At 70.0% G+C, this 19,235-nt stretch carries 16 protein-coding genes and 2 tRNA genes; 7 read left to right on the top strand and 11 right to left on the bottom strand.

The features are described from left to right. Positions 1–29 precede the first annotated feature (29 nt). From KUM40_RS16965 to KUM40_RS16975, 3 genes are all read right to left on the bottom strand, one after another. Positions 30–1,967 (bottom strand): kelch motif-containing protein, encoded by a 1,938-nt coding sequence (locus KUM40_RS16965; protein ID WP_217166813.1) that lies wholly within the window; start codon positions 1,965–1,967, stop codon positions 30–32. Next, positions 1,964–4,024 (bottom strand): glycosyltransferase family 2 protein, encoded by a 2,061-nt coding sequence (locus KUM40_RS16970; protein WP_217166814.1) that lies wholly within the window; start codon positions 4,022–4,024, stop codon positions 1,964–1,966. The genes KUM40_RS16965 and KUM40_RS16970 overlap by 4 nt, the downstream gene beginning before the upstream one ends. A 292-nt stretch (positions 4,025–4,316) precedes the next feature. After that, positions 4,317–4,390 (bottom strand) — tRNA-Lys (locus KUM40_RS16975). Positions 4,391–4,612: 222 nt separating this feature from the next. Between KUM40_RS16975 and KUM40_RS16980 the strand changes: the two genes are divergently transcribed. The 3 genes from KUM40_RS16980 (at position 4,613) to KUM40_RS16990 (ending at position 7,767) form a co-directional block, all read left to right on the top strand. After that, a complete protein-coding gene (locus tag KUM40_RS16980; protein WP_217166815.1) occupies positions 4,613–5,710 on the top strand; it encodes a peptidoglycan-binding protein in 1,098 nt (365 codons plus the stop codon). A 60-nt stretch (positions 5,711–5,770) separates the two neighbouring features. Continuing rightward, entirely contained in the window at positions 5,771–7,030 is a 1,260-nt protein-coding gene (locus tag KUM40_RS16985; RefSeq protein WP_217166816.1) for an SPFH domain-containing protein, read from the top strand. 131 nt (positions 7,031–7,161) lie between these two features. After that, positions 7,162–7,767, top strand: a complete 606-nt coding sequence (locus KUM40_RS16990; protein ID WP_217166817.1) for a lytic polysaccharide monooxygenase — start codon at positions 7,162–7,164, stop codon at positions 7,765–7,767. Between the two features lie 60 nt (positions 7,768–7,827). On the opposite strand, the gene KUM40_RS16995 is transcribed toward KUM40_RS16990, so the two are convergent. The 6 genes from KUM40_RS16995 to ehuB form a co-directional block, all read right to left on the bottom strand. Further along, positions 7,828–7,901: transfer RNA gene (locus tag KUM40_RS16995), tRNA-Lys, on the bottom strand. 123 nt (positions 7,902–8,024) lie between these two features. Continuing rightward, on the bottom strand, positions 8,025–8,783 hold the full coding sequence (locus KUM40_RS17000) for an IclR family transcriptional regulator (protein ID WP_217166818.1): 759 nt from the start codon (positions 8,781–8,783) through the stop codon (positions 8,025–8,027). A 234-nt stretch (positions 8,784–9,017) separates the two neighbouring features. After that, positions 9,018–9,806, bottom strand: a complete 789-nt coding sequence (locus KUM40_RS17005; RefSeq protein ID WP_217166819.1) for an amino acid ABC transporter ATP-binding protein — start codon at positions 9,804–9,806, stop codon at positions 9,018–9,020. Continuing rightward, positions 9,796–10,446 carry an ectoine/hydroxyectoine ABC transporter permease subunit EhuD gene (ehuD, locus tag KUM40_RS17010; RefSeq protein ID WP_217166820.1) on the bottom strand — a complete coding sequence of 217 codons (651 nt, stop codon included), beginning with the start codon at positions 10,444–10,446 and terminating at the stop codon, positions 9,796–9,798. The genes KUM40_RS17005 and ehuD overlap by 11 nt, the downstream gene beginning before the upstream one ends. Then, entirely contained in the window at positions 10,443–11,153 is a 711-nt protein-coding gene (ehuC, locus tag KUM40_RS17015; protein WP_217166821.1) for an ectoine/hydroxyectoine ABC transporter permease subunit EhuC, read from the bottom strand. Before ehuC ends, ehuD begins: the two co-directional genes overlap by 4 nt. Then, complete coding sequence (ehuB, locus tag KUM40_RS17020) at positions 11,150–12,079, bottom strand: ectoine/hydroxyectoine ABC transporter substrate-binding protein EhuB (protein WP_217166822.1); 930 nt, start codon at positions 12,077–12,079, stop codon at positions 11,150–11,152. Before ehuB ends, ehuC begins: the two co-directional genes overlap by 4 nt. Positions 12,080–12,185: 106 nt before the next feature. Between ehuB and KUM40_RS17025 the strand changes: the two genes are divergently transcribed. After that, positions 12,186–12,680 (top strand): DUF3830 family protein, encoded by a 495-nt coding sequence (locus tag KUM40_RS17025; protein ID WP_217166823.1) that lies wholly within the window; start codon positions 12,186–12,188, stop codon positions 12,678–12,680. 191 nt (positions 12,681–12,871) lie between these two features. Here the strand turns inward: KUM40_RS17025 and KUM40_RS17030 are convergent, their stop codons facing one another. Further along, complete coding sequence (locus KUM40_RS17030; RefSeq protein WP_217166824.1) at positions 12,872–14,251, bottom strand: amidase; 1,380 nt, start codon at positions 14,249–14,251, stop codon at positions 12,872–12,874. 69 nt (positions 14,252–14,320) lie between these two features. After that, a complete protein-coding gene (locus tag KUM40_RS17035) occupies positions 14,321–15,388 on the bottom strand; it encodes a D-2-hydroxyacid dehydrogenase (protein ID WP_217166825.1) in 1,068 nt (355 codons plus the stop codon). A gap of 188 nt (positions 15,389–15,576) precedes the next feature. Here KUM40_RS17035 and KUM40_RS17040 point away from each other — a divergent pair, with 188 nt between their 5' ends. From KUM40_RS17040 to KUM40_RS17050, 3 genes are all read left to right on the top strand, one after another. Beyond that, entirely contained in the window at positions 15,577–16,479 is a 903-nt protein-coding gene (locus KUM40_RS17040; protein WP_217166826.1) for a decarboxylase, read from the top strand. After that, complete coding sequence (locus KUM40_RS17045) at positions 16,476–17,207, top strand: aspartate/glutamate racemase family protein (RefSeq protein WP_217166827.1); 732 nt, start codon at positions 16,476–16,478, stop codon at positions 17,205–17,207. Before KUM40_RS17040 ends, KUM40_RS17045 begins: the two co-directional genes overlap by 4 nt. A gap of 402 nt (positions 17,208–17,609) precedes the next feature. After that, entirely contained in the window at positions 17,610–19,148 is a 1,539-nt protein-coding gene (locus KUM40_RS17050) for a polysaccharide lyase family 1 protein (protein ID WP_217166828.1), read from the top strand. Positions 19,149–19,235 lie beyond the last annotated feature (87 nt).

The raw sequence follows: 19,235 nt of genomic DNA on the forward strand, positions 1-19,235 counted from the left end.
TATCGTGAGGGCTTTCGCGGCTGCCGCCGCTACGGCACGTGCACCCACTCCGCCTTGGAAGGCGTCCCCTCCCCGTTCGTCACGAACATCATGTACCACCCCGACTGCACCAGGTTCTTGCCCTGAGGCACCGTCACCGTCAGCTTGTCCCCGTCCGCCTTGAAGTCCAGCGCGATGGACCGCTGGTCGACGTCCGTGACATGCGTGGAGGCGCTCGGCCGGATCAGCCGCACCTTCTTGACCGACCCGGCCGCCCGGGACGTGAACGTCCCCGACTCGCCGCGCTCGATGGTCTTCGGGCCGCCCGAGAGGTCCGGCCGGGAGTCGCGGTACAGATACGGCGGCGTGTAGATCTCGATGCGCTGCTCGAACTTGCCCGGCTTGGTGTTGGCCTTGTCGGCGTAGAGCGAGTCGGAGCCGAAGAACATCAGGCGTCCGTCGGGCAGCAGGATCGAACCGGAGTGGTAGTTGCGGCCCACCAGCGGGTCGGCGACCTGCTCGAACTCGTTCGTGTCCGGGTGGTACAGCCGGGCCTGGAGGATGTTGGAGTCGCCGCGGCCCCGGTAGTCCTCCGAGCCGCCGGAGACCAGCACGCTGTCGTCGGGCAGGATCGAGGCCTGCGGATAGCGCGTGCCCTTCTCCAGTGACGGCCCGTCGACGAACTTCGGGTCGTCCGCCTTGAGGTCGACGATCCGGGTCTTCTCGCTGGACAGCTTGGACTCGCCGACCCCGCCGCCGCCGATCACCATGAACTTCTCGTCCTGCGCCGGCGGCAGCAGCACCGTGTTCGCCGTCTCCAGCATGTTCTTGTCGCTCATGCCGGGGATCTTGGTGAACTTGTTGGTCTCCACGTCCCAGATGCCCGGGTCGCGGCCCACGTCGTCGGGGCCGTAACCCGCGTTCGCACCCGAGTAGAAGATCTTGCCGTTCTGCATCAGGAACAGCGCCGGGTACGTCGGGAACTGCCGGGTCTTGTCGAGGTAGGTCCACTCCTTGGTCTTCGGGTCGTAGACCTCGTTCTTGCCCGGGACCAGTTGGCCGATGTCGTCGAGGCCGGAGACGCTGAGAACCTTGCCGTCGCTCAGGGTGGTGAGCGTCGGGTACCAGCGGGCCTCGTGCATCGGGTCGACCTTGATGTACTTCTCGGCGACCGGGTCGAACTCGAAGGCGTCCCGGATGCCCTGGAAGTCCTTCTTGTCGAGGGCGAGCTTCTGCGCGATGCCGTACGTGTTGCGCGCGTCCGTGCCCGACAGGCCCTGGATCCGGTAGTTGTCCTCCGTACCCGTCTGGTACTTCCGGCCGCTCTTCTGCGCCTCGACGTAGATCCGGCCGAGACCCGGGTCGTTGCGCAGGAACTTGCCGGTCGCCGGGTCGAAGACCTTCTCGGCGCGGGGCACGAGGACCGGGTCCTTGGAGACGAAGGTCTTGTGGTTCTCCTTGCCGGTGAACTTGGTGCCCGCGGGCAGGGTGATCGGCTTGTCCGGGTTCTCGTTGTGGACGACCATCAGGCCGCCCGCCTTGGTGACGTCGCCCTTGAGTTTCTCGTACCGCTTGGTGCCGCCCGCGATCAGCAGATTGCCGTTGGCGAGCTGCGTGTGTCCGGTGCAGAACAGGTCGGTGGGCGTCGGCACCTTCTTGATGGTCCCCTTGACGGGGTCCCAGATCCGGGTGTCGTACTGCTTGGCGTCGGAGTTGTCCTGGTTGTTGCCGGACCCGGCGACCATCAGCACCTTGCCGGTGCGCAGCAGCGCCGCGTGGATGGTGTTCTGCCGGTACTTCTCGGGAAACTCGATGATCTCCCACTTGCCGTTGGCGGCCTTGTACTCCGGCTGATTGATCTTGTACTGGTGGTATTTCTCGGTTCCGAAGCGGTAGAGCCACGGCCCGTTCATCCCGGCCAGCGCGACTACCACCGCCGTACCTATCGCGAAGCGACGGGCTCGGCGGCGGCCGGCACGGTCTTTCATTCCTTACGTCCCCCAAGTCCCCCGAGTCCACCGAGGGCGATCTGCATGGTCTGGTCGTCGCCTCCGTCGGGGGAGGCGGCCCAGCTTGGCTTCTGCTGCGGCGCATGTGGCGCATGTGGCGCATGTGGCGCATGTGGCGCATTTGGCCCCGGCTGTCCGTACTGCGCGTACGGCTGCTCGGGTGTCGGTGCCGGCGTCGGCGCCGGTGCCTGGTGCTGCGGCGGGACCCGCGGTGCGGGCTCCGCCGCCGCGACCGGCGGTTGCTTCTTCGCCTTCCTCAGCTCGTGGCGCCAGGCGAACATCGGCGACGCGGTGATCAGCAGCGCGAAGGTCGCCCAGATGATCATCGCGGGGTGCGAGTGGCCGTACACGAAGCCGGCGGCGATCGAGCCGCCGAAGATGACGATGAAGTACCAGTGGTACCGGAAGGTGCCGAACAGGGTGTCCGGGCTGGCCGAGTCGCCCTTCGGGGTCACCACGAACTTGCTCTTGCGGCGCAGCACGGCGTCGATGAGCGCCTTCGCGTACAGCGGCGCCGACAGCGCGGACATGATCATGCCGGCCACGCCGCCGGAGCCCTCCGGCTCGTGCGGCGAGACGTTGTGGCGGCGGTTCCAGACGTACAGGCCGATCTGGAGCGCGGAGGCGTTGCCGTAGAGCATCAGCCAGACCGCCGGGTCGATGTTGACGCCGGAGGCGCCCAGGCCCAGGAACAGGCAGCAGCTCAGCGCCGCCAGGATCCAGTTGAGGGCCGACATCGGATAGAAGATGATCATCATCGTGTAGTTGAAGAGCTTGCTCGGCGGCAGCGAGTACCAGCCCTTCCAGTACTGCTTGAGGATCGTCTCGTACGTCCCCCGCGACCAGCGCATCTGCTGGGTGAAGAAGTCCGTCCAGGCGTTCGGGCCCTCGCCGACCGCGAGCACGTCCGGGGTGTACACCGAGCGCCACTTGCGGCCCGTGACGGGGTTCCGGTGGCGGTGCATCTCGAAGCCGGTCGCCATGTCCTCGGTGATCGAGTCGTACAGACCGCCGATCTGCTTGAGCGCCCTGATGCGCACCGCGTTGGAGGTGCCCACGAACATCGGCCCGCCGTAGCGGTTGCCGGCGCGCTGGATCAGCGCGTGGAAGAGGAACTGCTGCGACTCGGCGGCCTTGGTGATCGGGTTGTCGTAGTTGCCGTAGACCTGCGGGCCGATGACGAAGCCGACGTTGGGGTCGCGGAAGAAGCCGAGCATCCGCTCCAGGTAGTTGGGCAGCGGCACGTGGTCGGTGTCGACGGAGGCGAAGAAGTCGTAGTCGTCGCCGTGCGCGTCCAGCCAGGCGTTGTAGTTGCCGTGCTTGGTCTTGGCGCGGTGCGGGCCCTTCTTCTGGTTCCACTTGGCGACGCCCTTGCGGGAGAAGTGGTGCACTCCCAGGCGCGCGCAGACTTCCTTCACCTCGGGGTCGTCGCCCTCGTCGAGGAGCCAGACGTGCATCAGACCGCGGTGGCGGATCTTCACGGCCGCCTCCAGGGTCTTCGTCACCATCTCCAGGGGCTCCTTGCCGGGCACGAAGGAGGTGAGGAAGGCGACCCTGGTGCCGGTCTCCGGCACCACCGGGACCGGGTCGCGGGCGACCAGGGTGGCGTGCGCGTTCGACAGCACGTTGAGGCAGCGGAACAGCTCGATCAGGCCGATCGCGACGAGCATCACGATGTCGAGCGCGGGCAGCCAGTCGAAGGCCACGTAGTCCCGCTCGGTCCAGTGCTCGGGCTGGAGCAGCCAGACCAGCAGCACCACCGACAGCAGCGGGGCGGCGGCCAGCATCAGCGCGACCCGGAAGCGGTGCGGCTCCTGCGAGATCAGCGAGCGGTACTGCACCGTGTACGGCTTGTTCGGGTCGGGCTGGGTGAGGGGGCCCGCGAGCCGGCTGTAGTGCTCGTAGTCGTACTTCGGCAGGGTCTTCTTTATCCGGCGGAACGAACCGGTGTTCCAGTTCCGGTTCCCGGGCAGCCTGAGCTGGGTGGTCTGGGACGGGTCGTGGTCCTGCCCGGCGCCCGTCGGCGTCGACGTCATGAGTCATCCCCCCACACGCGGGTCGTGCGTGTTTCGTCGCTTACTTCGCCTGCACCGGTCCCCCTCGACCGTCACAGACGTAACAGTGGTGGGTCACTGTCACCACGGCATCCACACCTTATATAGACATGGAACGGCGACCCCCGGTTGCATGATGCCCCCCTCGGCATCCCCTCGGCACCCGGCCCCCAACCGGACCAGGGTTCTACGGTGTTCCTCATGATCGCAAGGTGTTCGGGCACCGGACACGCCGAAGGCCCCCCGTGTGATACGAGGGGCCTTCGACCGTCTGTGCGCCGCCAGGGACTCGAACCCCGGACCCGCTGATTAAGAGTCAGCTGCTCTAACCAACTGAGCTAGCGGCGCCTGCTGACCTGCACACTCTACCCGATGTTGCTTGGTGCCCGGGACGAGTGCCCGCGACCACTGCCCTGGACCGCTGCCCTGGACCACGGCCCGGGATCCGCTCGGCCGGTTACATCATTCGGACCGTCAACATGCGAGTGCGGACGACAGTTGAGAAGCTGTCCGACATGTACCGAAGTGTACCGACGCGGACATTTCCATCGGGAGTGTGAGGGGAATCGCATGGAGGCTCCTCCCGTATTCGAGGAAATCGATCCCGCGAGCGACTGCGGATGCCCCGGCTGCCGTCACTGGCGGCGCGTCCTGCCGCATGCCCCGGCCGGCCGCGCGCTCGACCGTCCGGCGGCCTACCGCGCGCTGGTCGTGGCCACCGCGGCGGCGTCCGCGACCGTCGCCTCCGCTCTCGGCGCGGGGCAGGCGGCAGCGGTTCCGGCCGCCGCCCACGCTTCCTATGCCTCCCACGCCGCTCATGCTTCCCACGCCGCCCATGCTTCCCACGCCGCCCATCGGCCGGGCGTTCCCGCAGGTGACGTGCCCGATACCCCACAGGGGCCGAGGTCCCCGCTGTACGGCCTGACGGGCCTGCCCGGGGCGCCCCCGGCCGGTGCGGAAGCGGCCGCCATCACCCGTACGGAGATCATCGAGCGGGCCAGGACCTGGGTCACCGCGAAGGTCCCGTACAGCACGACCGCCTACTGGTCCGACGGTTACCGGCAGGACTGCTCGGGCTTCGTGTCGATGGCCTGGAAGCTGCCCACGAACGAATGGACCGGAAGCCTCGCCGGCTTCGCCGACCGCATCACCAAGGAGGAACTCCAGCCCGGCGACATTCTGCTGTTCCACAAGGCGTCCGACCCCGAGAAGGGTTCCCACGTGGTGATCTTCGGCGGCTGGACGGACTCCACGCACACCGCCTACACGGCCTACGAGCAGACCCCGCCGCGCGCCCGCGAGCTGGCCACGCCCTACGCCTACTGGAGCAACTCGGCCAAGTACCTGCCGTACCGCTACAAGGGGGTCGCGGCGGGCACGGCGAGCGGCGCGGCCGGGGCGCCGGCCGCGACCCCCGCCTCGCACGGGGTGGCCGGGTACCCCGGACGGGCGATGTTTCGTCCGGGCGCCGACAACGCGTACGTCACCCGGCTCGGCAGGCAGTTGGTGAGGAAGGGATTCGGCACGTACTACACCAGGGAACCGGGTCCGCGCTGGGGCGAGGCGGACCGACGGGGCGTCGAGGCCTTCCAGCGCGCCCAGGGCTGGCGCGGCGGCGCGGCGGACGGCCACCCGGGCCCGGAGACCTGGCGGAGGCTCTTCTCATGAGCGTCCGCACCGAGGTGATCACCCGTTCATGACGCGTCTGGCGCGGAGGCTGGAGCACGCATGAGTACGACATCTTCAACGAACCCTCAGGGCACGGCGCCGGCCGCTGCCGAGCCCGCGACGCCCTCGACGTCCGAGACGTCCGAGACGCCCGCGACGAACGCGACGCCCGCGACGGGGGAGGCCGGTCCCCGGCCCGCCCGGCTCATCCACAACGAGGCCACCACCGAGATCCCCGTCCACCTGCTGTTCCGCGACGATCCGGACCTGGACCCGGACCCGGCCCCCGTGCCGCTGCGGCCCGCGGTCGTCGCCCGCCGGCAGGGCCCGGGGGAGCGGTTCGGGGAGCGCCCCGGGGAGCGGCCCCCCACGCGGCGCCCCGTCGCGGCGCGACCGCGCCCGGTGCCGTCGGTCGACCCGGAGCTGACGGAGCGTCCGGCCCGGGTGCTGCCCGGCGCGGTGGGCGTGGCCGCCGGTCTGTGCGGGGCGGCGGGATGCGCGCTCACCTCCTGGTGGGCCGGGCTCGTACCGCCGCTCGCCGCCCAGGCCCACGCCCAGGCCCCGGCGCTGGGGCTGGGGCTGCCGGCGTACGCGGGTGCCGCCGGGCTCGGGCCCGCGCAGTGGGCGGCGTACGCGGCCGCCGGGGCGCTGGGGCTGTTCGGGTTCGGCGGGCTGGCCAGGGGCCGGACCGGACGGGCCTGGGTGCTGGGCCTGTTCGGGCGCTACCGGGGGACGGTGCGGCGCACCGGCCTGCTGTGGGTGAACCCGCTGCTGCTGCGCCGCCGGGTCGACGTGCGGCTGCGGCACTGGCGCAGCGAGCCGATGCCCGCGGCCGACGGCAACGGGGTCGCGCTGCGCGCGGTGACGCTGGTGGTGTGGCGGGTGCGGGACACCGCGCGGGCCACGCTGGGCGTCGAGGACCACGAGACGTATCTGCGCGAGTGCGTCGAGGCGGCGCTGGCCCGGGTCCCGGTGGAGCCGCTCGGCACGGTCCGCAGCTCGGCGGACGTGGCCGGCGACACGCTGACCCGGCTGGTGGCGGCGGACGCGGCGCCGGTCGGCCTGGAGGTGTTCTCGGTGCGGCCGGTCCGGGTGGAGTACGCCCCCGAGGTCGCCGCCGCGATGCACCGGCGCCGGATCGCCGCACTGGACGCGGCGCAGCGGGCGAGCGTGCTCACCTCGGTCGTGGACTCGGTGGAGGACACGGTGACCCGGCTGACCATGCGCGGGCTGGTCGAACTGGACGACTACGAGCGCAAGACGCTGGTGAAGGACCTGACGGTGGCGTTCTGCGCGGCGCGGGGGGACAGCGGGCCCTGACCGGTCCGGCGCGGGCGGGCAGCGCGTTCCGCTATTGGTATGGACATGTTCAACTAACGGCAATAATCTGAAACTTGGTCTAGACCTGCACGGCTCACTGAACTTCCCCACACGTCACAGGGAGCAGCAGTATGCGCACAAGGACCAAGATGTACGCCGCCGCGCTGGGCATGGCGACGACCGGAGCCCTCGTTCTCTCGTCCGGCGGCGCCAGCGGCCACGGCTACACCGACCTGCCGGTCAGCCGGCAGAAGGTGTGCCAGAACGGCACGGTCAGCGGTTGCGGCGCCATCCAGTGGGAGCCGCAGAGCGTGGAGGGCCCCAAGGGCTTCCCGGCCTCCGGGCCGGCCGACGGGAAGATCTGTTCCGCCGGTCACGCCCCGTTCGCCGCGCTCGACAGCCCCAAGCAGCCGAACGGCCAGGCGTGGCCGACCACCGGGGTGAACGGCGGACAGAGCTACACCTTCCGCTGGCAGTTCACCGCCCGGCACGCCACGACCGACTTCAAGTACTACGTCACCAAGCCGGGCTGGAACCAGAATCACAACCTGGCCCGGTCCGACCTCAACCTCACCCCGTTCTTCACGGTGCCCTACGGCGGTCAGCGGCCCCCGGCCACGCTCTCCCACACCGGCACGCTGCCGTCCGGGCTGAGCGGACACCACGTGATCCTCGCGGTGTGGACGGTCGCCGACACGGGCAACGCGTTCTACGCGTGCTCGGACGTCACCTTCTGAACGAGCGAAACGAACGAAGGGCCCCTCGCGTGAGCGAGAGGCCCTTCCTCTGTTCCTCTGTGCGCCGCCAGGGACTCGAACCCCGGACCCGCTGATTAAGAGTCAGCTGCTCTAACCAACTGAGCTAGCGGCGCATGACTCCCGCCGTCCGCTTCTCGCGGCCGGCGACGACGAAAATACTACCTGGTCCCGAGCAGTGCGTGTGACCAGCGTTGGTCCAGGGCTGGATCAGCGCTGGACCAGCCCTGGGATCGGCTCTAGATCGCCAGTGACAGCAGCACAGGCGCCGCGCTCCGGTTCAGCTCGTCCGCGGCCCGGCGCAGCCGGTGCGCGTGCTCGACCGGGAGCGACAGGGCCAGGCAGCCCACGGCGGAACCGGCGGTGATCGGGACGGCCGCGCAGACCGTGCCCACCGCGTACTCCTGGAGGTCGAGGACGGGCACGCTGGGCGGCTGGGACTCCAGCCGGGACAGCAGCAGCTTGTCGCTGGTGATGGTGCGCGAGGTCAGGCGGGCCATCCGGTGCCGGGCCAGGTGGTCGCGCCGGCCCGCGTGGTCCAGTTGGGTCAGCAGGCTCTTGCCGACCGCGGTGGCGTGCGCCGAGACGCGGAAGTCCACCCACTCGTTCACCCTGGGCGCGGCCGGGCTGTCCGCGTACTGGGTGACGCTGACCTCGCCGTCGACGTACCGGCTGATGTAGACGGCGGCGCCCACCGAGTCGCGCAGCCGGTCCAGGGTGCGCTGGAGCTTGTCGCGCAGGGCCTGCTCGCGGTTGTGGGCCGAGCCGAGGCGGTCCAGCGCCTCCCCGGTGACGTAGGCGCCGTCGGCGGTCTGCTCGACGTATCCCTCGCGGCGCAGCATGCGCAGGAGCGTGATCAGCCGCTCCCGGTCGAGGCCGCACTGGCGGGCGATCTCGGTGTCGGTGACACCGGAGGTGTGCCGCGTCACCGTCTCCAAGACGCGCAGGGCGTCCTGGGCCGAGTGGTGCGGCGCGGTCGGCTTGTGCTGCAGCGCCACGGTGGTCTCCCCCTGCGCTAGCTTCGTAGGCCCCTGCCTCTGTCCCTGCCTGTGCCCCCGGTCCGGACAGCGGATGCCCTCCACGATAGCCGCCAAGAGGTCCGAGGGGAGGGGGTGTTGGCGGGATTTCAGCACCCCCGACTCGCCCCCAACTGCGGCGTTGACCCGCTGGCATATGCCAAAGGAATGCCCCAACGCCTCGACCTCGGACGTTGGGGCAGTGACACCGCGTGCTCACAGCACTGCGCTGAGGAACTCCCGCGTGCGGTCGTGCTCCGGTTCGCTGAAGATCTTCTCCGGCGGGCCGGCCTCGATGACCCGGCCCGAGTCGAACATCAGGACCTGGTCCGAGATGTCCCGGGCGAAGTTCATCTCGTGGGTCACACAGAGCATGGTGATGTCCGTGGTGCGGGCGATGTCCCGCAGCAGGTCGAGGACGCCCGCGACCAGCTCCGGGTCGAGCGCCGAGGTCACCTCGTCGAGCAGCAGCACCTTCGGCCGCATCGCCAGCGCCCGGGCGATCGCCACCCGCTGCTGCTGGCCGCCGGAGAGCTGGGCGGGGTGGGCGTCGCACTTGTCGGCCAGGCCCACCAGGTCCAGCAGACCCTTGGCCCGCTCCACCGCCTCGTCCTTGGACATGCCGAGCACGGTGACCGGCGCCTCGGTGATGTTGCGCAGCACCGTCATGTTCGGGAACAGGTTGAACTGCTGGAAGACCATCCCGATCTGCTTGCGCACCTCCCGCCGCTCCTTCTCGGTCGCCGGGAACAGCTTCTGCCCGTCCACGGTGATCGTGCCCTCGTCGGGCTTGAGCAGCGTCATCAGCAGCCGCAGGATCGTCGTCTTGCCCGAACCGGACGGACCGATCAGGGTGACGTGCTTGCCCGCGTCCACGGCGAAGTCCAGGTGGTCCAGGACGACGTTGTCGCCGAACCGCTTGGTGACGTGGTCCAGACGGATCAGCTCGCCGCCGCCGCTCTGCTCGGGGCTTTTCTCGGGGTTGGGAAGAGTGTCAGTGGACAAGGCGTCGCTCCAGGGCTCGCAGGGCAAGGGAGGCCAGGTAGGAGATGATGATGAAGGCCACACCGATCACCGTCAGGGGCTCGGTGAACTGGAAGTTCTGCTGCGAGAACAGCCGTGCCTCGCCGAGCATCTCAAGGACCGTGATCGCCATCAGCAGCGGCGTGTCCTTCAGCATGGAGATCACGTAGTTGCCGAGAGCGGGCACCACCCGGCGGATCGCCTGCGGCAGGATGACCGCCGTCCAGGTCTTCGCGAGCGGCAGGTTCAGCGCCGTCGCGGCCTCCCACTGGCCGACCGGCACCCCCTCGATGCCGGCCCGGTAGACCTGCATCGTGTACGTCGAGTAGTGCAGGCCGATGGCGACCACACCGGTGGTGAGCGCCGAGAAGGTGATGTCCCACTCGGGCAGCACGTAGAACAGGAAGAAGAGCTGCACCAGCAGCGGGGTGTTCCGGATGAACTCGGTGACCACACCGACCGGCCAGGTCACCCAGCGGCTCGGCACCCGCATCAGCAGCGTCCACACCAGGCCGAGGCTGAAGGAGACCAGCGAGCCGAGGACCAGGATCTGCAGGGTGACCAGCAGGCCGTCCCAGAAGTGCGGCATGAAGTCGGAGACCGCGCTCCAGTCCCATTTCACGACACACCACTTCCCTCAGGCACGCCCACGGCAGCCGTCTTCTTCTTCGGCTTCTTCGGCGCCTTCCCGACGCCCGCCTTCAGCTTCTTCTCCAGGCCGCGCATCACCCGCGTGAGCAGGAATGCGATCACGAAGTAGATCAGCAGGATGTACGTGTAGATCTCCGCGCTCTCCTGCAGCGCCAGGCGCACCAGGTTGGCGCTGAAGGCCAGGTCGCCCATGCCCATGATCGACACCAGGGCGGTGCCCTTGAGCAGCTCGATCAGCAGGTTGGAGAAGGGCGGGATCATCTCCGGCACCGCCTGCGGCAGCATGATCAGCTTCATCCGCTGCCAGGGCGTGAAGCTGAGCGCGATGCCGCCCTCCTTCTGCGCCGGGTCGACCGCGGCGAGCGCCCCGCGCACGATCTCGGAGCCGTACGCCCCGTACGTCAGACCGAGCGCCAGCGTGCCCGCCCACATCGGCACGAGCTGCCAGCCGAAGGCCGGGGGCAGCACGAAGAAGACCCAGAAGATCATCACCAGCGCGGACGTCCCGCGGAACACCTCGGTGTAGAAGCCCGCGAGGAAGCGGACGATCCACAGCCGGTGGGTGCGGGCGATGCCGGCCACGAAGGCGGCGCCGGTCGCCAGCAGTGCGCTGAAGAAGAGCAACTGGATCGTGACCCAGACGCCCTGGAGTACCAGTTCCCACAGTCCGGATGTCATCCGCCGCACAACTCCTTCGCGGTCAGATCGGTCATCTCGTTCTCGGTGAAACCGAAGGGCTTGAGGATGCGGAGCAGCTCGCCGCTCTTCTTGAGCTTCTGCAGCTCCACGTTGAAGGCGTCCCGCAGGTTGGTCTCGTTCGTCCGGAAGGCGAAACCGCCGCCGTCGACGTGCGGCTTGCCGTCGATGATCGGCGAGAAGGCCTCGGTCGCCTCGGCCTTGCTGGACTTCTTCACCACTTCACGGACGGTCAGCGCGGTACCGGCGAAGACGTCGGCGCGCCCGGACTCGACGGCGTTGAGTCCGGCCACCTGGTCGGGGACGATCAGGATGTCGTCCTCCTTGTACCCGTGCTCCACCGCGTACGCGATCTCGGCGTAGCCGGTACCGGTCGCGAACTTGGCCTTCTTCTTGACGACGTCCTTGTAGTTGTGCAGCCCGAGCGGGTTGCCCTTGCGCACGATGTACGCGTCGAGCATCTGGTAGTCGGGGTCGGAGAAGATGACCTGCTGGCAGCGCTCGGGGTTGATGTACATACCGGCCGCCACGACGTCGAACTGCTGCGACGCCAGACCCGGGATGAGGGAGCCGAACTCCGTCGGCACCGGCTGCACCCGGTCCACTCCGAGCCGCTTGAAGATGACCTTCGCCAGCTCCGGCGCCTCACCGGTCAGCTCGCCGTTCTTGTCGATGAACCCGAAGGGGATCTCGCCCGCGATGCCGAGCCGGGCCACGCCCTGTGCCTTGAGCCGGTCGAGAAGGTCGCCGCCTTCCACGCCGGACCCGGTGGCCACCCGCGAGCAGCCGGCGGCGCCCAGCGCGCCGAGCGCCGCGACCCCCGCGAGCAGCGACCGGCGAGTGGGCCCGGCTGTCCTGGACCTTTGGTCGGATATACCCCTTGGCGGGGTTCTGTGTGGTCGAGCCATGGGCGCGCAGCTACCCGCTGGTGGGCAGGTTATGCCGATCGTTTTCAGTCCGATACATCGGCCCGGCGCCCTTGACCCGGGGGCCGCGGGGCACTGCCATGGAGGCATGGCTGATCGCTACATCGAAGTCTCGCTGGTCAAGCGCGGAATCACCTGCACGGCCCAACTGCTCGACGACCGGGCCCCGATCACCTGCAAGGCCGTCTGGGACGCCCTCCCCCTCGGCAGCGACGTGTATCACGCCAAATACGCGCGCAACGAGATCTACGCCCTCTTCCCACCCTTCGCGACATCCGAGCCACCACTGGAGAATCCGACCGTAACGCCCATTCCGGGCGACCTGTGCTATTTCGCCTTCGCGGGTGCCGAGTTGGGCACCAAGGCGTACGGCTACGACCGCGACGTCCGCGCCGGCACCACCCTCGTCGACCTCGCCCTCTTCTACGAGCGCAACAACCTCCTCCTCAACGGCGACGTCGGCTGGGTCCCCGGCACCGTCTGGGGCCGCGTCACCGAGGGCCTCGACGCGATGGCCGAGGCCTGCAACGACCTGTGGCGCACGGGAGCGGCGGGGGAGACGCTCAGCTTCCGCCGGGCGTAGGCCTCCGGCGGCGGGGCGTTTGTTTGGGGTGGGTGCTTGAACGTCGGCCGAGTGGTGGCCGGCGGTGGTGTGGGCGCGGGGCGGGGAGCGCGGGCCGGCGCTCGCCGGGCGCCGCCCTCTTTGGGACGGGCGCCGCCCTGGGGGCACCTCCCAGGCCGTTCAGGCACTGGGGGAGGCACGACTGCCCGCAGCTACGGAGCGCCCGCCCCGTACAGCGCGTGTGCGGCTCGCAGGACCAGGTCGTCGCGGTGGCGGGCGGCGACGACCTGGAGGCCGATGGGCAGCCCGTCCGCGTCCGATCCCACCGGCACGGTCGCCGCCGGCTGCTGGGTGAGGTTGAAGGGGTACGTGAACGGCGTCCAGCCCGTCCAGCGCCGGTGCCCCGAGCCCTTGGGCACCTCGGCGCCCGCCTCGAACGCCGTGATCGGCAGCGTCGGCGTGACCAGCAGGTCGTACTCCTCGTGGAAGCGGCCCATCCGCCGCCCCAGCTCCATCCGCACGTCCACCGCGGCGAGGTACTCCAGCGCCGAGTACCTCGCCCCGGCCCCGACGATCTCCCGCAGCCCCGGGTCGAGCAGCTCCCGCTGCCCCGGGCGCAGGTGCTGCACCACGCGCGCCGCCCCGCTGAACCACAGGGTGTGGAAGGCGTCCACCGGGTCCGTGAAGTCGGGGTCGGCCTCCGTCACGTACGCGCCCAGCTCCGCCAGCCGCTCCACCGCCCGCCGCACCGCGCCGGCCACCGACGGACGCACCGCCACCTGACCGCCCAGCGAGGGCGAGTACGCCACCCGCAGCCCCCGCACGCCCCCGGACAGGGCTTCGGTGTACGACCCGGGCGCGGGCCCCAGCGCCGACCAGTCCCGGGCGTCCGGAGTGCCGATGACGTCCAGCATCAGCGCGGCGTCCGCCGCGTCCCGAGTCATCGGACCGACGTGCGCGAGGGTGCCGAACGCGCTCGCCGGGTACAGCGGCACCCGGCCGTACGTCGGTTTCAGGCCGAAGATGCCGCAGAAGGACGCCGGGATGCGCACGCTGCCGCCGCCGTCCGTGCCCAGCGCCAGCGGCCCCGCCCCGAGCGCCACGGCAGCCCCCGCGCCCCCGCTGGAGCCGCCCGCCGTACGGGAGGGGTCGCGCGGATTGCGGGTCACGCCGGACAGGGGCGAGTCGGTGACGCCCTTCCAGCCGAACTCGGGCGTCGTCGTCTTGCCGAGGAACACGGCGCCGTGCTCGCGAAGCCGGGCGACGGACGGCGCGTCCTCGTCCCAGGGTCCGTCCGGCGAGACGGCCCGGGAGCCGCGCAGGGTGGGCAGGCCGCGTTGCAGCAGGATGTCCTTGACCGTGACCGGCACCCCGTCGAGACGCCCGCACGGCTCCCCGCGGCGCCACCGCTCCTCCGCCCGCCCGGCCTCCTCCAGCGCCTCCTCGCCGGTCAGCCGGACGAAGGCGTTCACCTCCGGCTGGATCCGCTCGGCCCGCTCCATCGCCGCCCGCGTCACCTCCACGGGGCTGAAATCGCCCTTGCGATACCCGTCGACGAGCTGCACAGCGGTCAGCTCCGTGAGGTCGGTCATGCACCCTCCCGCGTTCTTGGGACGTCGGTGTCTTCGATGTCGTCGGCGTCGTCGGCGTCGTCGATGCCGTCAGTGTCCGGGCACGTATCCGCGCTTCTTGTCGACCACGTTGGCCAGCGGCCCACCCGCCGCCCAGCTCTCGAACAACTCCACGAACTGCGCCCCCAGTTCGTCCCGCCAGCCGATCGTGTCCCCGCTCATGTGCGGCGAGACGATCAGCTCCGGGACGCGCCACAGCGCACTGTCCGGCGCGAGGGGCTCGTGGCTCAGCACATCCAGGGCGGCGCCCGCGATCCAGCGCCTGGTCAGCGCCTCGGCGAGATCGTCCTCGACGACCAACTGACCCCGCCCCACGTTCACGAACCGGGCCGAGGGCTGCATCAGCCCGAACCGCCGGGCGTCGAACATACCGCGCGTGTCGTCGGTGAGCGGCGCCGCCGCCACCACCCAGTCGGCACGGGCCAGCAGCCGGTCGAGATCGCCCGGCCCGTGCACCTCGGGCCCGTGCACCTCGGGCCCCTGCACCTCGGGCCCCTGCACCCCGGGCCCCTGCACTCCGGGTCCGTCCGCCCCGGGGCGGGCGGTGCGGCCCACCAGCGCGGTGGTGATGCCGAGCGCCTCGAGGGTCCGCGCGATTGCCCGCCCGATCGGCCCGGAGCCCACCACACAGGCGCGAGTTCCGGCCACCCGCATCGACTCGCGGTGGCGCCAGGTCCGCTCGCCCTGCAACCGCAGCGTCGTGGGCAGGTCCTTGGCCATCGCCAGCACGAGCGCGGCGACGTACTCGGCGATCGGCTGGTCGAAGACACCGCGCGCATTGGTCACCACCGTGTCCGACTCGGCCAGCTCCGGGCACATCAGATGGTCCACCCCGGCGCTCGCCGTGTGCACCCAGCGCGGGCGCGGGCCGTCCCCGGGCCACGCCTTGCGTACGGCGTGCGAGGTGAAGTCCCACACGAGCAGGACGTCGGCGTGCGGCAGCCGCTCGGCGAGGGTCGACGCGTCGGCGTGCTCGACCCGGGCCCGGCCGGTCAGCCGACCCAGACGGGGGAGCGGCTCGGCGTCCAGCACGAGGAGCGTGGGTGCGGGCGTGGGGGGCGTGGGCGTGGGCGCGGATGCGGGCCTGGACGTGGTCATCGGCGGGCCTGTCTCCCGTATGGGGGCGCGGGTGCGTTTCAGGTATTGACGGGGAAGTTAACCGGCTGTTGACCTGGGAGGGGCGCGGGCGGATTGACCACGCTCGCACCGCAACCTACCTTCGTCAACACGGCCGTGCGTAACGGTGCGTTGCCTTCTCCTTCCTCAGTGTGAGGCCGGTGCGTGCCATGGACATCTCCTTTCTCGGCGGACCAGCTCCGCAACGCGGGGTCGGCGTGGTCGCCCCGTTCGACTTCGCACTCGATCGCGAGCTGTGGCGATGGGTGCCCGACGACGTGTCGCTGCACATGACACGGACCCCCTTCGTACCCGTCGAGGTCAGTCTGGACCTCGCGCGGATGGTCAGCGAGCACGAAACCCTCGGCGAGGCGGTGCGCACCCTCAACGCCATCGCCCCCGAGGTCGTCGCCTACGCCTGCACCTCGGGCAGTTTCGTCGGCGGCGTCGCCGGCGAACGGGCGATGTGCGAGGCGATGACCTGGGCGGGCGCGGTCCCGTCCGTGACCACCTCCGGCGCGTTGCTGGACGCGCTGGCCGAGTTGGGCGTACGCCGGCTCGCGCTGGTGACGCCGTACACCGTGTCCGTGACCCGGTCGCTGGAGGCGTACATCGCCGAGGCCGGGGTGACGATCACGGGCTGCGCCTTCATGGGGCTGACCCGGCACATCTGGAAGGTGCCGTACCGCGACGTGGCCGACATGGCGCGCCAGGCGGTACCGGGCGAGGGCACGGCGGACGCCCTCTTCATCTCCTGCACCAACCTCCCCACCTACGACGTCATCCCGCAGCTCGAGGCCGAGCTGCGGATCCCGGTGATCTCGGCCAACCAAGTGACGATGTGGGCGGCGCTGCGCCGATTGGGTACCCCTGCGGTGGGGCCGTACCAGGCGCTGACCGATCCGTCCGCGCGCATCGGCCCCGCGGCGGGGGGACCGGCCGGTCCCGCGGTGATGGGGCCCGTCGGTCCCGTCGACTCCGCGGTGGCGGGCCCGGTCGGCCCCGCGGTGGCGGACATGCCGGGCGTCGGTGACGGCCCGGACACGGAACAGCAGCAGGAAGGGTGGACATGACAGCACTGGGGTTCCTGTACCCGGGCCACTCCGGCGAGGACGACTATCCACGCATCGAGCAGCTCCTGGGCAGCGACATCCGGGTGGACCTGGTGCACACGGACATCGGCGAGGACGCGCACCGGGTGGACGCCCTGCGCGAGATGGGCTCGCCGCACCGGCTCGCGGCGGGCGTGGCGGAGCTGCGGCTCGCCGGCGCCGACGCCGTGGTGTGGGCCTGCACCAGCGGCAGCTTCGTGCACGGCTGGGAGGGCGCGCAGGAGCAGGTGCGCGCCCTGGCCCAGGCGGCGGGTCTGCCGGCCTCCTCCACCTCCTTCGCCTTCGTGCACGCGGCGAAGGAGATCGGAGCGCGGCGGGTCGCGATCGGGGCGACCTACCCGGACGACGTGGCGCGGCTCTTCGCGGACTTCCTCGACGCCGCCGGCATCGAGGTGGTCGACGTGGTCAGCTCCGGCATCATCACGGCGGCGGAGGTCGGCACCTGGACCGAGGAGGAGGTGCTGGCGCTGGCCCGCGCCGCCGACCACACCGACGCCGAGGCGGTGTTCCTGCCGGACACGGCCCTGCGCACGGCGGCCCACATCCCCGCCATGGAGAAGGAGCTGGGCAAGCCGGTCCTCACCGCGAACCAGGTCACCATCTGGGAGGGCCTGCGCCTGGCGGACCGCCGGGTCAACGCACCGGAGCTGGGCGCGCTCTTCACGCGGGAGCCGGTGGTGCAGGCCTGAGCGAGAGCCGTACACGGAAGAACCCCGGTCCCGCGTGAGCGGGGCCGGGGTTCTCGTTTCTCGTCGAGCGCTGGGCAGGCCTTGCACCTGCATTTCCTCACGGGAAGTGAGGCGTCTTTCCTTGGACCACCAACGCACTGCCTGTTGTTGGGGGTTGGCACCCCGTGATCAGGCAAGATGATCGTACCGCAGCTCCGGCCGGGGTGCACATCGAGTCGAGTCTGTTCATGTACAGAGACGATGATCTGCATCCTGAACCCGCAGCATCGTACCTGAACCCTTGTCAGTTCTCGGATCCACCCTTATTCTCACGGCGAGAAAGCGCTTTCTCTCAGGGCGGGATTGACATGATCACGCCATAGTTTTCGTTCCGGCATGTGAAGCTGAATGGGGAGACCGAGGATGAGACGACCAGTCGCGCTGCGACTCCAAGCGGCACTGGGCACGCTGGCCCTCGCGGCCGCGGCCGGTGTGGTGCTGTCAATGCCCGAGGCGGCCGCTGCGGCCGGCGGCGCCACCGGCTACGCGACCCAGAACGGCGGCACGACCGGCGGCGCGGGCGGGCAGACCGTACGGGCCACCACCGGCACCGCGATCCACCAGGCCCTGTGCGGCCGGGCCAGCAGCAGCACCCCGATCACCATCGAGGTCGAGGGCACCATCAACCACGGCAACACCAGCAAGGTGTCGGGCGACAGTTGCAACACCGCGGCCGACAAGATCGAGCTGAAGCAGATCAGCAACGTCACGATCGTCGGGGTCGGAAGCGGTGCCGTCTTCGACGAGCTGGGCATCCACATCCGGGAGTCCAGCAACATCATCATCCAGAACGTGACCGTCCGGAACGTCAAGAAGTCGGGCTCGCCCACCTCCAACGGCGGCGACGCCATCGGCATGGAGAGCGATGTCCGCAACGTCTGGGTCGACCACTCCACCCTCGAGGCCTCGGGCGGCGAGTCGGAGGGCTACGACGGCCTCTTCGACATGAAGGACAACACCCAGTACGTCACCCTGTCCTACAGCGTCCTGCGCAACTCCGGGCGCGGCGGGCTGATCGGGTCCAGCGAGAGCGACGTGTCGAACGGCTACGTGACCTTCCACCACAACCTGTACGAGAACATCGACTCCCGTACGCCCCTGCTGCGCGGCGGCACGTCGCACATCTACAACAACCACTACGTGGGCCTCGTCAAGTCCGGAATCAACTCCCGGGCCGGCGCCAAGGCCAAGGTCGACAACAACTACTTCGAGGACTCCAAGGACGTCCTCGGCACCTTCTACACCGACCAGGCCGGCTACTGGCAGGTCAGCGGCAACATCTTCGACAACGTGACCTGGTCCGAGCGCAGCGGCGACAACCAGCCCGCAGGTCCCGACCCGACGTCCAACACCTCGGTGTCCATCCCGTACTCCTACAGCCTGGACGACGCCTCCTGCGTGCCGGACGTGGTGAACAGCACGGCCGGCGCGGGCAAGGGCCTGCAGGTCTCGGACGGCAACTGCACACCGCAGACGCCGACGGACCCGCCCACCGACCCGACCGACCCGCCGACCGACCCCACCGACCCGCCCAGCGGGACCAACCTCAGCATCGGAGCCGGCTCCGACGGCTCGAGCAAGGCCTCCGGCACCAGCTACGGCGACGTGCGGGACGGTGACATGAGCACCTACTGGTCGCCGGTCGGTTCGACCGGCGAGATCTCGGTCAAATGGTCCTCCGCCACCACCGTCTCCAAGATCAACATCCGGGAGGCGGCGGGCTCCGAGGGCACCATCGGGTCCTACCGCGTCGTCAACCACGACACCGGCGCCGTCCTGGCCTCCGGCAGCGGAGCGGGCGTGATCGGCTTCTCCCCGGCCTCGCTGGAGAAGGTCACCTTCGAGATCACCGGCGCCTCGGGCACCCCGAAGGTCGCCGAGTTCGAGACCTACGCCGGCTGACGAGCCGCGCGGCACCGCCCGAGGGGCGGGGTGTGTCCGGTCTGCGTCACCGGACACACCCCGCCCTCTTGCACGGGCGCGGGACAA

Origin of the sequence: Streptomyces sp. AC512_CC834, assembly GCF_019049325.1 — a bacterium.
GTDB lineage: Bacteria > Actinomycetota > Actinomycetes > Streptomycetales > Streptomycetaceae > Streptomyces.